Origin of the sequence: Belliella filtrata, from assembly GCF_022549775.1 — a bacterium.
GTDB lineage: Bacteria > Bacteroidota > Bacteroidia > Cytophagales > Cyclobacteriaceae > Belliella > Belliella filtrata.
On sequence record NZ_JAKZGP010000007.1, the window covers coordinates 43,656 to 60,375 of the forward strand.

The 16,720-nt window shown below is 37.5% G+C and carries 8 protein-coding genes; 7 read left to right on the forward strand and 1 reads right to left on the reverse strand.

Annotated features, from left to right (window positions below; genetic code table 11):
* The first annotated feature begins 516 nt into the window (after positions 1 to 516).
* The 4 genes from MM239_RS04665 to MM239_RS04680 all read left to right on the forward strand — a co-directional run bounded on the left by MM239_RS04665 (position 517) and on the right by MM239_RS04680 (position 7,678).
* Complete coding sequence (locus MM239_RS04665; protein ID WP_241347015.1) at positions 517 to 990, forward strand: hypothetical protein; 474 nt, start codon at positions 517 to 519, stop codon at positions 988 to 990.
* Positions 991 to 1,156: 166 nt separating this feature from the next.
* Entirely contained in the window at positions 1,157 to 3,994 is a 2,838-nt protein-coding gene (locus MM239_RS04670) for a S9 family peptidase (RefSeq protein ID WP_241347018.1), read from the forward strand.
* Positions 3,995 to 4,274: 280 nt separating this feature from the next.
* Complete coding sequence (locus MM239_RS04675; protein ID WP_241347020.1) at positions 4,275 to 5,918, forward strand: sodium/sugar symporter; 1,644 nt, start codon at positions 4,275 to 4,277, stop codon at positions 5,916 to 5,918.
* Positions 5,919 to 6,154: 236 nt separating this feature from the next.
* Positions 6,155 to 7,678, forward strand: coding sequence for a GH3 family domain-containing protein (locus tag MM239_RS04680; RefSeq protein WP_241347021.1), 1,524 nt, complete (start codon positions 6,155 to 6,157; stop codon positions 7,676 to 7,678).
* Positions 7,679 to 7,680: 2 nt separating this feature from the next.
* Here the strand turns inward: MM239_RS04680 and MM239_RS04685 are convergent, their stop codons facing one another.
* Entirely contained in the window at positions 7,681 to 8,253 is a 573-nt protein-coding gene (locus tag MM239_RS04685) for a hypothetical protein (protein WP_241347024.1), read from the reverse strand.
* A 305-nt stretch (positions 8,254 to 8,558) separates the two neighbouring features.
* On the opposite strand from MM239_RS04685, the gene MM239_RS04690 reads away from it, so the two are divergent.
* From MM239_RS04690 to MM239_RS04700, 3 genes are all read left to right on the forward strand, one after another.
* Entirely contained in the window at positions 8,559 to 12,641 is a 4,083-nt protein-coding gene (locus MM239_RS04690) for a hybrid sensor histidine kinase/response regulator transcription factor (protein WP_241347026.1), read from the forward strand.
* Between the two features lie 198 nt (positions 12,642 to 12,839).
* A complete protein-coding gene (locus MM239_RS04695; protein ID WP_241347028.1) occupies positions 12,840 to 13,712 on the forward strand; it encodes a PKD domain-containing protein in 873 nt (290 codons plus the stop codon).
* 71 nt (positions 13,713 to 13,783) lie between these two features.
* Positions 13,784 to 16,720, forward strand: coding sequence for a SusC/RagA family TonB-linked outer membrane protein (locus MM239_RS04700; protein WP_241347030.1), 2,937 nt, complete (start codon positions 13,784 to 13,786; stop codon positions 16,718 to 16,720).

The window sequence follows — 16,720 nt, forward strand, 5'->3', positions numbered from 1 at the left end:
GTATACCTGATTATGTATATGCTAAGGTACCAGTAACCAAATTATATAAGGTGCTAACAAGATTCAGGTATTAATTGATATTAGACCCGCCACAAGCGGACAAGTTAATAATTGATGCTAATCCTGAATTAATCTAATGTTTGTATGAAATACTTTTTCTACTGTAAAAACGGACAATCATATACCCGACTATTCAAGATCTACCACCCCAGCTAAACCATGCTTCTCGATCAGTTATTCTTGATGATTTTATTCTCCTTAGAAAGCCTCAATATGTGATCGATAAATAAAACATTGAGCTGTATGTACAACAAAAAAGCAGCAGCACTTTAATCTTTAAATTAGGTATGGGGTTACTAAAGTACTGTTTTTCAATTCACTTGAACCCACAATGAATGTGTTAGAAAGTTATTCCTAGATTATTGTTAATTCACAAAAAAAATAAAATACAATATAAGTGGTTTGAAATTTAAAAAAATGTATATTTGAGCATTGTAAGAAATTCAATCCAAAGTTATGAAATTCGTTTTACCAGCTTTTATCGCAATTTTTATGTTTACAGCTGTTGTTGGTCAAGCTAATACAAACTTCAATGATGATAAAAAGGGAGATGAGCTATTTTCGAAAGGCATAAATCTAATTCCTGTCCTCAAAGTACTAAAAGATGAAAAGTCAAGGGATGCTGAAAACGTGTCTTCAGAAGAAGATTTTGGATGTGCTTGGGAATGGCCAGCGCACACTTCGGAATTATTGGCTAGTTATATTCCGTTCTTGTTCAGGACAAAACAGAGCGCTATGCTTGATGAAGTAAGGATCGTATTGAATGTGAATAATCAAGGCAAGCTTACAGGCTATCAAATGCTTACCGATTCGGACAAAGGATTGGAACAGCGCGTGGGGCATGTACTCAGAAAGCTTCCAAAGTGTACACCAATTCCTGGATATGCTAACTATGATGCTGTTGATTTTGAATTGGTGATAAAAAAATAAGATAGTTGAGTGTTTAGTATTCCAAATCCCTCTTGAATATTCAGGAGGGATTTTTTTTTCATTGAAGTCTCAAAGGGATTTCTTATCTCGCATATTTTCCTTTGATATAAAAGTAGGTCTGTGTAAGCTTTTTGTTTTTTTATATTGTGATCAAATGATAAGAACTATGGTATTGAAAACAAAACTATGTTTGTCAATCTTATGCTTTTTCGTGGTATTTGTTGTAAATGCCCAACAGAAGCGTGCGTTGACACATTCAGATTATGATGGTTGGGAGTCTGTATCGGCAGATAAAATATCTTCCGATGGCAAATGGGTAGGATTTGAAGTGAATCTACAAGATGGAGACGGGAGATTAGAATTAGTCAATCATGCAGATGCTCAAAAGCGTCACTTACTTCATAGAGCTGATAGATGGACTTTTTCTAATGACAGTAAATTTGCGGTAGGAAGAATCGTTGCAGCGCGTGATTCGGTTAGGGCTCTCAAGTTGAAAAAAACCAAAACTGATGATATGCCGAAGGACAGTCTATTTATTTTAGATTTAGCTTCTGGTAATGTTGAAAAATTGGCAAGGGTCAAATCTTTTGCTACACCAGAAAAAGAAGGCAACTGGTTAGCCGTTCTTTTTGAAAAGGAGACAGCAAAAAAGCCAGAAAAGAAGGCAGAAGGAGACACAACTCAAGTAGCGAAGCCAGAAAAACCAAAGAAAACTGACGGTACCAAGCTTTTGGTGAGATCGTTTGATGGTAAAGCAATCTATGAATATGATCGTGTTAAATCTTACGGTTTTTCTGAAAATGGTGCTCACTTATATTATGTGAAGGCAGAAGAAGATACTTTGAAAAATGCCGGGATATTTATTTTAGACTTGAAGTCAGGTGTTTCTCAAATTATAGACATTGGAAAAACTGATTATGTAGCCACACAAATCTCTGAATCAAATAAATTTTTGGCTTACATGGCCACAGAGGATTCTTTGAAAGCGAAGAAGCCTTATTATGACCTTTATCTATATGACGTAGCCAAGAAAAGTAATCAAAAAATTGTTTCTAAAGATACCCCAGGTATTTTGAAAGATGGTATGGTGAGTAAATCAGGTAGGATCAGCTTTGCTCAAGATGACAGTAGGTTGTTCTTTGGAACCACCTATGATCATAAGTCTTTTGCTTATGAGGATGATACCACCATACTGGATGATGAGCGTGTCAAATTAGATATTTGGGGATGGCAAGACGCTGAAATTCAGCCTATGCAGCTAAAAAATAAAAATAGAGAGCTGAATAGAAGCTTGTTGGCTTCTTATAGTCTCAAAGAAAAAAAGGTTGTTCAGTTGGCTGATGAAGAGGTAAGTAATGTGATGTATGATGCCAAATCCAAGCATAATTTGGCACTTGGATCTGATGACTCAGCCTACAGGAGGGCTTATAGCTGGGATACGCAAGTTGGTTCGGATTTGTATTTGGTTAATGTAGAAACTGGAGCAAAAACACTTATCCAAAAGAAGCTTTCAGGAAGACCTTCTCTTTCTCCTTCTGGAAAATTTGCCTACTGGTATGATAGTTACGATAGTGCTTGGTTTGTGTATGATGTTGCAAGTAAGGTTTCCAAGAATATTTCAAAAGATCTTGGTGTTCTGGTCTACAACGAACAGCATGATTCTCCTTCATTACCTGGTAGTTATGGTTCAGCTGGTTGGTTGCTTGATGATAAAGCATTTTTGCTATATGATAAATATGATATTTGGAAAATCGATCCAACTGGAAAAGTTGCTCCACAAAACATTACCAAGGGAGAAGGAAGGGCTCAGCAGATTGAGTTTAGAAGACAGCGAGTGGAACTAGAGGAGGAAGAAGGAATCGATCCAAAAACTCCATTGATACTGACTGCATTTCATGAGTTTAGCAAGCAAAATGGTTTTTACAAAGGCGATATCAATGGATCGAAGGCACCTGAAAAAATCTTGATGTCAGACCATAGGTATATGGGTTTGAAAAAAGCTGAAAATACAGATGATATTATCATAAGAAGATCTACTTATCAGCAATATGCAGATGTGTATGCTTCTAACCTGTCTATGACTAACCTTGAGCAATTGTCCTTTGCAAACCCTCAGCAATCACAAGTAAATTGGGGTTCTGTAGAATTGGTTGAGTATTTGGCTAATGATGGTACTCCATTACAAGGATTGTTGTTCAAGCCTGAAAACTTCGATTCAAGCAAGAAGTATCCTATGATGGTTTATTTCTATGAAAGAAATTCAGATGGTCTGCATATGTACAGGGCACCTGCACCAAGTGCTTCTACTATCAATATTCCTTATTTTGTTAGCAATGATTATTTGGTATTTGTTCCAGATATCAAATATGACCTTGGTCTTCCAGGGCCAAGTGCTTACAATTGTATCATACCTGGTGTTCAGTCTATTGTGGCCAAGGGATTTGTTGATGCAGAGAATATGGCTATCCAAGGACAAAGCTGGGGAGGATACCAAGTAGCCTACTTGATTACAAGGACTAACATGTTCAAGGCGGCAGGCTCAGGAGCACCTGTAGTCAATATGACTTCAGCTTATGGAGGTATTCGCTGGGGTACGGGAATGAGCAGGATGTTCCAATACGAAAAGACACAAAGTAGGATAGGAGGGACGCTTTGGGAGAAGCCACTATACTATATTGAAAACTCACCTTTGTTCTTTATGGATAGGGTAAATACACCAGTATTGATCATGCATAACGACGAAGATGGAGCAGTTCCATGGTATCAAGGTATAGAGATGTTTATGGCTTTGAAACGCTTAGATAAGCCCGCTTGGTTGCTACAGTACAATGGAGAGGATCATAACTTGGTTCAAAGAAAAAACAGGAAAGACCTTTCTGTCAGACTCTCTCAGTTTTTTGACCATTACCTCAAAGGAGCGCCTGCCCCACTATGGATGACAGACGGCCTACCAGCTGTGGAGAAAGGAAGAACATTGAAATATGAATTAGAAGATGATAAATAATTTTGTTGAGAAACATAATTTGTAGCATAACACTTTAAATTCCTAAACAAGACTTCAAGCTTGATTTCCTCTTAACATTACAATGAATTTGTAAAAACAAGAGAAATTTGGGCTTGAAGTTTTTTTATTAAGTGTGGAAAAAACAGTTTTTAATAAAGATTATTTTTCAAAAGGAAAGATAGTGCTATACATTTTTTCAAAATACATATATTAATAAGTTGAAAAACTTATATTTGAGCCTCTCAAACAAAATTAAACCCCAATTAATCAAATTCAGCGTATGTTATTAGAACCTTTAGACCTTATAGTATTTGTCGGCTATTGTTGCCTCATTATAGGGATGGGGCTTTTTGTCTCTCGTGAGAAGAAAGGTCACGTTAAAAATTCACAAGATTACTTCTTAGCTTCCAAAGCTTTACCTTGGTGGGCTGTAGGTGCATCTTTGATTGCTTCCAATATCTCTGCCGAGCAGTTTATAGGAATGTCTGGATCGGGCTTTGCGCTCGGGTTGGCAATTTCTACTTATGAATGGATGGCTGCGATTACCCTTATCGTAGTAGCCATTTTCTTTTTACCAGTATATATCAAAAAAGGCATTTACACCATGCCTGGTTTCCTTTTGGATAGATATGATACAAGAGTAAGGACGACCATGGCCATATTCTGGCTTGCCTTGTATGTATTTGTCAACTTGACTTCAGTATTATACCTTGGAGCCTTGAGTTTGAACACCATTTTGGATGTGGACATGACCTATGGTATTATAGGTCTAGCATTGTTTGCTATGATTTATTCGATCTATGGTGGGTTGAAAGCCGTAGCATGGACTGATGTGGTTCAGGTTTTCTTTTTGATAGCTGGAGGTCTAGCGACCACATACATCGCCTTGTCTATGGTTGGAGATGGTAGCGCTTGGGAGGGCTTAGGAATGTTGAGAAAAGAAGTTCCAGGGCACTTTTCGATGATCTTGTCAAGAGGAGAAATGATGGCTCCAGATGGTCAAGGTGGTGTAAAAGATGCCTATTTGGATTTGCCAGGTATCAGTGTACTTGTGGGTGGTATGTGGATTACAAACTTATCATATTGGGGTTTCAACCAGTATATCACGCAAAGAGCTTTGGCTGCCAAGAGTTTAGATGAAGCACAAAAAGGGATGATTTTCGCTGGTTTCTTGAAGTTATTGATGCCACTTATCGTTGTGATCCCTGGTATAGCTGCCTTGGTTATTGTAAATAATGGAATTGACGCTGGTTTTGTAGAGTCGATGAAAGATCCAGTTACTGGAATCATCAAGTCTGATAGAGCATACCCTACACTATTACAATTACTTCCTGTTGGACTTAAGGGTCTTGCTTTCGCAGCATTGACTGCGGCAATTATTTCTTCACTTGCTTCCATGGCAAATAGTACATCGACTATATTTACCATGGATATTTACAAGAAGTACTTTGGACAAGATGCTTCTGAATCCAAGCAAGTGAAAGTAGGTAGAATCACCGCTGTAGTTGCATTTATTATTGCTGCGATCATAGCACCAGCTTTGGGTCAACTGGATCAAGCATTCCAGTTTATTCAGGAATACACAGGTTTTGTTTCTCCAGGTGTTTTTGCCATTTTCTTCTTTGGTGTATTCTGGAAAAAAACCACATCCAATGCAGCCTTGACAGGAGCAGCTTTGAGTATTCCACTTTCTGTGGTATTGAAAGAATTCTGGCCTTCTCTTCCTTTCCTAGATAGAATGGGTATTGTATTCTTGGTACTTGCAGCCTTGATGATCATCATCAGTTTGCTAGAAGGTAAAGGAAAAGATCATCCAAATAGTATTGATGTCAGTGGAGACTTGTTCAAGACGAGTGCAGGTTTCAAAGTGGGAGCATTTATCATTACTTTGATCACTGCAGCACTTTACATTGTGTTTTGGTAAGATTCAGACAGAATAAGTTTCAGTAGTATTGTTTTGTATAATACTATTGATTCTTGTAAAAGTTAAAATAGATATAAGGATTTGTCCTTATAACTTACAAACCCTCAAGATTTTCATGTTTTATGGAAAATTTTGAGGGTTTTTCTTTGGTATGGCTTGAAAGTTGTGTGGAATTACAAAAGCAAATATTTTTCATTTTGCCAAAACAATTATTCACCTTTTACCACAAAACGAATATGCCAATTATAGGAGAAATTATTAAAAGATCTGTAGAAACAGTAGATAAGATTTTTACCAATCCAAATCCAAAAGAAGCACAGCAAAAAGTTTTGGAAAGTTTGTTGTCGAAAGCCAAAAACACAGCATTTGGGAAGTATTATCAATTTGAGAATATTCTAAAATCTTCAGATATCAGAGCTTCTTTCGCTGCAGAAGTGCCTTATTTCAATTATGATCAATTGCGAGATGAATGGTGGCAAAAAGTAATAGATGGTGGTGAAGATGTCACTTGGCCAGGGAAAGTCAAGTACTTTGCAGTCTCAAGCGGAACGACTTCCACCAAAAAGCACATACCCGTAACCGATGAAATGCTTCAGTCCATTAGAAGGGCGGGAATGCAACAGATCAAGGGTATTGCTGATTTTGATCTTCCAGCAACTTTTTTTGAAAAGGAAATACTCATGTTTGGGAGTAGCACCAATTTGAAAGAAGTAAATGGGCACCTTGAGGGAGAGATTAGTGGAATTAGTGCAAGTCAAATTCCTTATTGGTTTGAAGGATTCTACAGACCAGGCAAAGATATTTCGGCCATAGATGATTGGGATGAACGTGTAGAGGCTTTGGCGAAAGAGTCTGGGAATTGGGATATAGGAGCTATTTCTGGGATTCCTTCTTGGATAGAACTTATGCTCAAACGTGTGATAGCGCATCACAATGCTGAGACAATCCATGATGTGTGGCCAAACTTTCAGGTGTATACCTCAGGTGGGGTGGCATTTGAACCTTACAGAAAGTCTTTTGAAAAGCTTTGTGGAAAAGAAATCACAGTTATTGATACTTACCTAGCTTCTGAAGGTTATTTGGCTACACAGCTTCGTAAAGAGACTGATGCTATGGCGTTAATCACGGATAATGGTGTCTATTTTGAATTCGTACATTTCACACCTGAAAATATGAATGAAGATGGAAGCATCAATCCAGAAGCTAAAGTAGTCAATATAGAAAATGTAGAGGAGGGGAAAGATTATGTGTTATTGATTAGTACGGTGTCTGGGGCATGGAGATATATGATTGGTGATACGATTACTTTTACAGATAAAGATCGTGCTGAAATAAAGATCACAGGGAGGACTAAACACTTTTTGAACGTCGTTGGCTCGCACTTGTCGGTGATTCAGATGAACCAAGCCATGGAAAAGCTTAGCGATGAGTTTGACTGCCAGATTAAAGAGTTTACAGTGGCAGCAGTAGAGCAGGATGATGAGTACAGGCACAGATGGTACTTGGGAGTAGATTGTGAGAAGTCCCTGGATGAAAATCAGATCGCAGAGCGACTAGATGATCTACTCAAGGAGAATAACAAAAACTACAAAGTAGCCAGGGGTAAGGCTTTGAAGCATATAGAGGTAAGAATAGTGACTGACGAAATGTTCAGAAAGTGGACGGAAGACACCAAGCAAAAGGGAGGTCAGGTAAAAGTGCCTCGTGTGATGAAAGCGGAAGATTTTAAAGAGTGGGAAGCATATGTATCCGAGCACTGAGGTTAGTCAGCCACGGATTTGTTTTCCATAAGGTACATGATCTCTTCTGGCGGGAGGTATAGTCTTTTTATTTTTTCAATATAAGCCTCTGGCATACCTGCCTGATGCAGGATAAAGTCCTTGGTGGCTAAGATATAGTCACCAAGGCCATGATCTACAGCGTAGGTGTCGGCTACTCTTTCCGCCGATATGATAAAGGACTTAGATGTCAAGTACCCGATTCCGAAAAGGATCATTGACCAATTACTTCTATTAAGGTAGTCGGATATATGTCCAAGTTCATGGCCAATCCAGCCTATAAGTACATCCTCAGGAAGGTCTTCAATGGGCATGGTGACACCTTTTAGGGTAAAGCACCTACTGATATTTATGAGATAGGTTCGTTTTTTTCTTCTACCAAACATGGTAGTGAACTTTGGTTGAGCTTGCATGACGGATTTTCTAATGTTTTCATTGAATCGAAATTCAATGGTGACATCTGCCAAGTCAGGATAAAAATCAAGGGTTTTGATGATCACATGCTTAAGTTCATTAGGCATGCTATTTTGTATGTATTTGGTCTCTGTGATTTTCATATGTTCTTAGATTTACATTTAATAACTATGAACTGGGTTCAATGTTAACCTTAATTTCATACTCCGAAATTTTCAAATTGATGGTGACTAATTTTTTTTAATCATGTTCTGATGTTGAATTAAGTGAATTGAGCATTCTTGGAACATCCATTTTGTCCTGACATTGGGATAGTTTTTGTTTTAAACATCATAATTTGTTCATATAGCTATCCTATTGTTTTTGAATTAGCTACTTAGACAATAATTCATTTTCTTTAGACAATAATTAACGAAGCTGAACTTTGTTCTGACGTTATTTGAAGGTAATGAACATTAAACCCATCATAATCTTTTTCTTATTATTCAGTTTTGGACAATACCTATTTGCCCAACAGGATAACTATATCATCAAAAGTCTTACCATAGAAGGCGGACTATCAAATAATCATGTCACCGCTGTTTTAGAGGATTCCAAAGGATTCATTTGGGTTGCGACTTATGATGGGTTGAACAGGTGGAACGGATATGGATTTGAAATTTTTAAGAAGGACAGTAGTGACCCGAATTCTATTTCTGGGAATTTTATTTACAGCCTCGCTGAAGATAGAAAAGGAAATATTTGGATAGGAACCAATAATGCTGGTTTGGTAAGGTACAATTTGGCAGAAGATAGGTTTTACAGATATTATACAGAACCAGGGAGTGAAAATTCTATACCAGGGAACATTATCCGATGTCTAAAGGTAGACTTAAACGGAAATGTTTGGATTGGGACTAATTATGGTTTGGCTAAATACCAGTCGGGCACTGATGACTTCAAACGCTATTCTTTTCCTACTGGTATGTCCAACGATTTGGTTTTAGATACCAGAAGAATCATTGACTCAAATTCCATTGAAATTATAGTTCAAAATAGCTTAGGGATTTTTACTTTAAACACTGAAAATGATCTTATTAATAAATTAAGTTTGAAGGTAAACGGTTTTGATGATTTAAAAATTAGTCACACCAGCCCTATATTTTTTGATAGCTATGAGAACCTTTGGATAGCAAGCTCGAAAGGATTGATCAAAAGAGACTCTACTGGGAGTGTTGAGGTTTTTGAAAACCAGCCAAATAATCCGAGGAGCTTAAGTAGCAATTCAATTTCACAGATTTTTGAAGATAGTAAAAAGAACCTGTGGATAGGTACGACAAATAAAGGGTTGAATCTTTATGATAGATTGCAAGGTGAATTTGTGGTATTTCGTGAAAGTAATCTTTTGGATAATGATATAAGCAATGATATCATTACGCATATTACAGAGGATTCGCATTCAAATCTTTGGGTAGCTACTCAGGAAGGGGGAGTGAATGTGTTGAGTAAAAACCAAAGCCCTTTTATGTTTTTTAGTCACAATCACCAAGATAAATTCTCTTTGAGTAGTAATAAAATTGGTTCAATTTGGGAAGATAAAAATGGCATAATTTGGATTGGAACTAAGGAAGGAGGAATAAATAAGTATAGCCAATCTACCAATACCTTCGATAGGTATCACCTCAACACACCAGCTCATGCATCTAGCGTATTAGGTATTGTATGCGCTGATTCAGACAAACTTTTTGCAGCGGGATGGGATATGGGATTGTATAGTTTTGATAAAAGAAATGGTCGCTTTGAAGATCTCATGAAAGGACGGGGGGCTGGTGTCAAGTCTTTGTCTACTAATGTAAAAGGCCTTCTAAGAGATTTTAAAGGCAATGTATGGTTGGCTACTCATGAAAAGAAGGGGATTACAGTATATGATGCAAAATCTGATCAGTTTTATAATGCAGACAATGTTGGAGACTTTGATCCTATTTTGTTAGGAGTAGAATATGCGGTTTCTTTTATGGAGGATAGTAAGGGTAGGTTATGGATAGTGACTTACGCTGGAATATACATGTATGATCACAAAGTCCATAATATCAAGCATGTGGAAAACGATTCTGAAACTTTAAGTTCAAATTATTGCTTTGATATCATGGAAGACGCCAAAGGGAATATTTGGGTTGGAAGTGCAGGAGGGTTAGATCAGATCTTTGTAGAGAATGATGGCCTTAAAGTCAAAAGATGGAATGAAGTAGAAGATCTGCCTATCAATATAAAAGGGCTACTGGAAGATGATAGAGGAGATTTTTGGTTGAGTTCCAATCAAGGTTTGACAAAATGGAATCACCAAAATAGCCAGATAAAGCATTATAGGATCAATAAGGAGATTCCAAACCAGGAGTTTTATGAACGATCCAGGCTGAAATCCAAAGCTGGCGAATTGTATTTTGGAGGTATTCATGGTTTGCTGAAATTTCATCCAGATAGCTTGATAGATCAGGAGAATAGCCCTAAAGTATATGTGGTGGATTTCCAGCTCTTCAATAAATCACAAAAAGCTGGAGTAGAAGATTCTCCAATCAAGAAGTCGATCATAGAAACAAACTTTATTGAGCTAGCGCATGATCAGTCTGTTATGACTTTTGAGTTTGCAGGTCTAGATTTTAGACCTTTCCAAAGGCTAGAGTATGCATACAAAATGGAAGGCTTTGATGAAGAATGGTATTTCGTTGGTGAAAAAAGATTTGCTACCTACACCAACTTACCTCCTGGTAGTTATACGTTCAAGGTTCAGTTGGCTGAGGGATCTGAGTTGAAGGATTCTGGAGTGGCTATTGAAATACTTATACATCCACCGTTTTGGTTGACCCCTTGGGCTTATTTTGCTTATTTCTGTTTCATCATTGCTGTTTTTTATTTTTTTAGAAAAAGTATATTATATCGAGCTCAATTGAGGAATGAGCTAAAACTTGAAAAGATTCAAATCAAAAATGTTACTGAGACAAATTTGATGAAATTGAGATTTTTCACTAACGTTTCACATGAATTCCGAACACCTTTGACACTGATAAAAGCTCCTATCGAAAAGCTAAAATCAGAAAAGACATTAGGTGATGAAGAAAAGCAATATCACTTTGATTTAATTCAAAGAAATACTGATAAACTGCTTAAACTGGTAGATCAGCTCATGGATTATCGAAAAATGGAAGCAGGAAGCCTTGTCCTGGAAACATCTCAAGGAGATATTGTTGCATTTGCCAATAAAGTTTGGGCAATATTTGAGGTGTTAGCCGCAAAGAAGCATATTACTTATACTTTTGAGTCAAAAGTTCAGAAAATTCACATGACTTTTGATGCAGATAAATTGGATAAAATCATAAGTAATTTACTATCTAATGCTTTTAAAAATACCAAGGAACATGGACACATTACACTGATTGTGGATGTGTTAGAATTAGAAAATGAATCAGAAAAGTTAGTTTCGATTTCAGTAAAAGATAATGGTGTTGGTATTCCAAAGAAAGACTTGAAGCGTATATTTGAAAGGTTCTATAGTGCACAGCAAAATGAAGAGGATGCATCAAGCGGTACAGGTATTGGGTTGGCACTTTCACAAGAGTTAGCAGAATTACACAATGGCAAGATCACAGTGACTTCAAAGAAAGGAGAAGGGTCAGTATTTTCTCTCCTGATTCCACTCAATGTTCAAAGTGTTTCGCAAAAACCAATCAATAAAGTCGATGTAATTCTGGAGTATAAGCAAGAGCATGATGCCAATGTCCATAACTTAAAGAAAACCTCACTTTCTCGTATACTCGTACTGGAAGATGATACTGAACTAGCAGAATTCATTGCCAATGAGCTTAAAGACACTTATGAAGTCCTGCTTGCAAAGAATGGAGTTGAAGGTTTGAGAATGGCAACATTGGATATGCCTCAGCTTATCATAAGTGATATCACTATGCCAGAAATGGATGGATTGGAATTTTGTAAAAAAATTAAAGAGGACGAGTTGACTAGTCACATTCCTGTGATATTACTTACCGCGCGGTATGCTCAAGATGTAAAGCTAGAGGGGTTGAAGTCTGGAGCAGATGATTATATTGTTAAGCCTTTCAACCTAGAAATCCTCAAGTCCAGGGTTTCGAATCTATTGAGTTCCAGAAAGGAACTTGCTAAAAAGTTCAGAGAAAGTCAAAGTTTTGAATTTGATTCTAATTCTATTGAAGATAGTGATGGGAAACTGATTCAATCAATTATTGATATCATTTTGCAGAACATTGAACAAGAAAAAATCAATGCAGATTTTATTGCAGAGCGAGTTAACATGAGCAGATCTTTGGTGTATTTGAAAGTAGAAGCTTTGACTGGCCAGTCTGTCAATGAGTTTGTAAGAAATATTAGGTTAAAGAAGTCAATGCAGCTTTTAAAAGAAAGCTCAAAGAATATTACTGAAATCGCATATGCTGTTGGATTCAGCAGTCAATCATATTTTTCAAGATCTTTTGTCAAGCAGTTTGGTATTTCTCCAAAAGAATATAAAAACAAACAAGGGTAAACAGGATAAATCTGAATTGTTTTTTTAGCAGCTATTTTTCTCAATTCAAGCCCTTGAATCTGATCTTAAATTACTTTTAATGAGATGTTTACGGTGTGTAAGACAATAATGAATTAAATTTAAACAATATTGAATCCCTTTTTTTGCATGACAAATTAAAATTGTACCCATATAATTTTAACAATAAAACCTAAAATAATGAGTACAATTACTAAACATGCAAGACTTCTTGCCATGGCACTGATCACTACGCTGGTCTATGGTGCATGTGTAGAAGAGGGGGGAGATCTCGAACTTCCAGAACCAGGAGAATTGATTGCCACATCAAGCACAAATAGTGTGATGGCGGGAGAGATAGTGACTTTTAAAGATCAATCCACAAAAGTTCATACCAGAAGATGGAGTTTTCAAGGAGGTACTCCAGCGGTATCAGAAGACCAAGAAGTTGATGTGATTTTTGAAAGAGGTGGCACATTCATCGCTACATTAGATGTGACTTATAGAGATAACCTCACTGACTCCAAAAATTTTACGATAGAAGTGGAGGGATTGCCAGAGCCAGAAGTACAGCGGATAGGATTTTATACAGAAAATCCAGCGATTACAGCCATGGTCAGTGTAAATATTCAAAGAAATAATCAGTTTACTATTACTGAAGTAGAGACTAATGCCTTTGAAGGAACCAAGGCATTGGCACTTACGATAGATGGGTCTTCTGATTGGGCTATGGCATCGATTACCCCACAGTCTGGACCTGTTGATCTTAGTGATTACGAGGATGGTTTTTACAATGTAGCGATGAAATCTACTAGTAATGGAGAATTTTTGATTAGGTTTCAAAGTGCAGGGCAAAATGCAATCTTGAAATTTACCGCATCAGGTGAAGAATACGGATTCAAAAGAGATGGTAACTGGCACAAACTATCCATTCCTATTGCAGACTTTAAAGCTGCCAACAATAGTTTGAATTTAAGCGCAATCAACAACTTGCTAGTATTCAGAAGCGAGGGGGATGTTAGAAATGCCAATAACTATGATTTTTATATTGATGACTTCTATATATCTAAATAGAATGAGCATTGAATTGTCCCAGATTGCAAATCCCGAAGATAGAAAAAAGTAAAACCAAAATAACCAATCCAATGAAGTTAAAAATACTCACGATGATCTGTGGACTGATATGCTTGCTAGGTCAAGCATATGCTCAACAGAGTAGAATAACAGGAAAAGTGATAGATCCAGATGATGGGTTAGGAATACCAGGAGTCAATGTAGTGGTGGAAGGTACTAACACAGGTACGGTGACTGATATAGAAGGGAACTATGAAGTAAGTGCTGAATCTAATGCTGTTTTAGTATTTTCTTTTGTAGGCTACCTTACACAGAGAGTTGAAGTAGCAAGTCGATCTATTATCAATATAGAACTAGGGTCAGATTTGCAAGCTTTGTCTGAAGTAATCGTAGTGGGGTATGGTACTCAGAAGAAAAGTGATATCACTGGAGCTGTCGCATCCTATAAGGCGGAACAGCTTGAGACAATGCCCACAGTTTCGCTTGGTCAAGCATTACAAGGACGGGTGGCTGGTTTAGCAATAACTAATTCAGGGTCAGGTGTAGAAGGAGATAATGTAAGCTTACAAATTAGAGGAAGAAATTCCTTGGCAGCAAGCAGCGAGCCATTTATCGTATTGGATGGAATACCTTATAATGGCCGAATTTCTGAAATCAACCCCATGGATATTTCATCATTGGAGGTATTAAAAGATGCATCTTCAGCGGCGATTTATGGTGCTAGAGCAGCAAATGGTGTTGTCTTGATCACAACCAAAAGGGGAACTACGGGCAAAGCAAAAATTTCATATGATACTTACTTTGGAATAGATCAGATTGCAAATATTCCTGATTTGATGGATGGGAATACTTTCTACCAAACCAAAGTTGATCGGTATGGTCTTGGGTCAATCTCTCAGTCAGAGCAGATTGCTTTTGAAAATGGAGTAGACACTGACTGGTTGGGTCTTGCAACTAGAATGGGGACAAGACAACAACACAACCTTTCGATCTCAGGGGGAACAGAAGATACAAAGTACTTTATTTCTGGGAATTTAGTAGATGCTAAAGGTGTCGCAAAGAACGATGATCTACTTAGAACTACATTGAGACTTAATGTTGACACAAAGATTGCACCTTGGTTGACATTGGGTACGAGTAACCAGCTTCTGTATACAGATAGAAGTGCGAATGCAGCAAATTTCGGATCAGCATTCAACATGAACCCACTGACGACACCTTTTCAAGAAGATGGGGAGACGTTGACGATTTTTCCTTGGCCAGAGGATTCATTCTATGCTAACCCACTAGAGCCTTTCAATATTCTCAATGAGGATAAAACTAGAAGAATCATTACTCAAAATTATTTACAGGTCGATGTTCCATTTGTGGAAGGGTTGAAGTTTAGATTGAATACTGGGTACGATTATAGGTATAGAGCTATAGACACATATTCTGGTAGAAATACCCGTTCAGGGCTGCAGCAAGGTGGAGTGGCAACTACAAATAATTGGCAGGAGGAAGATTGGATTGTAGAGAACATTCTTACCTATGACAAGAGTTTTGGAAAACATACGATAGGATTCACCGGGCTATACAGTGCACAGCAAAGATGGAGTAAAAACCATAACCTAACAGCAAGTGGTTTCCCCAGTGATATCATGACTAATTTCCAAAATAATTTAGCTACTGTGTGGAATCCAAGTGACAATTACACACAATGGAACTACTTATCGCAAATGGCAAGAGTCAATTATGGATTTGACAGCAAATACTTGTTGACACTGACGGCTAGAAGAGACGGATATTCAGGATTTGGAGATGCTACAAAATTCGGTTTGTTTCCTTCTGTTGCCCTTGGTTGGAACATTGACAGGGAGTCTTTTATGGAGAGCATGGCACTGGTTACTGCATTGAAGCTACGAGTATCTTATGGAGAAAATGGGAATCAAGCTATTGCACCTTATTCTACCTTGCCTGGCTTGAGTGTTCAGAATTATTTAGATGATTTGAGAGGAACTGCATTTGGATTTTACCCCTCTGGAATTGGAGATCCAAGTTTAGGGTGGGAGACTTCAAAATCAACTAATTTGGGTATTGATTTTGGCCTCTTCGAAAATAGAATACAAGGTTCAGTAGATTACTTCATGACCCAAACAGTGGATTTACTTTTAAATAGAAATATTTCTCAAGTTAACGGGACAGGAATCATCAGGCAGAATATTGGTTCGACAAGGAACAGAGGTCTTGATCTGCAAATTTCATCGATCAATGTAGACCAAAGAGATTGGAAATGGACAAGTGATTTGACTTTCTCATTTTTCAGGAACGAAATCGTAGATGTGGGACTTCGTGATGAGTTAGGCAATCCAGCTGATGATTTAGCCAATAGATGGTTTATTGGTCAGCCATTGAATGTGAACTTTAGCTATTTGTTTGATGGAATATGGCAAGTGGGTGATGATATAGTGAATTCCGCCCAGCCTACGGCAAGACCAGGAGATATTAGAGTCAGAGATGTAAATGGTGACGGAACTATCAATGCTGACGATCGAACCTTCATAGGAAGTGCAATACCAGATTTTATTGCTGGATTAAACAACACAGTCTCTTACAAAAACTTATCTCTACAGTTTTTTATAAGTACTGTTCAAGGTTTGACTAGAGGGAATGAGTTGATGAATCCATTTTTTGATGGCCGTACCAGAACGCTGAATAGAAACTGGTGGACACCTGAAAACCCAAATAATGAATGGCCAGCAAACAGAGATGACTCGAATGCTTTTCAAGTTCAATATTTTGGAAGATCAAACAATGCCAGTTATGTACGGCTCAATGATGTGACCTTGAGTTATAGGTTGAACACTTCACTGTTATCTAAGTGGAAGTTGGGTAGGGCAGAGGTCTATGTCAATGCTAAGAATTTGGTGACAATAACAGACTGGGAAGGAACAGATCCAGAGCTAAGCAGCCAGAGATCTATACCTTTTGTGAAATCATATATTGCTGGATTTAGAGTACAATTTTAA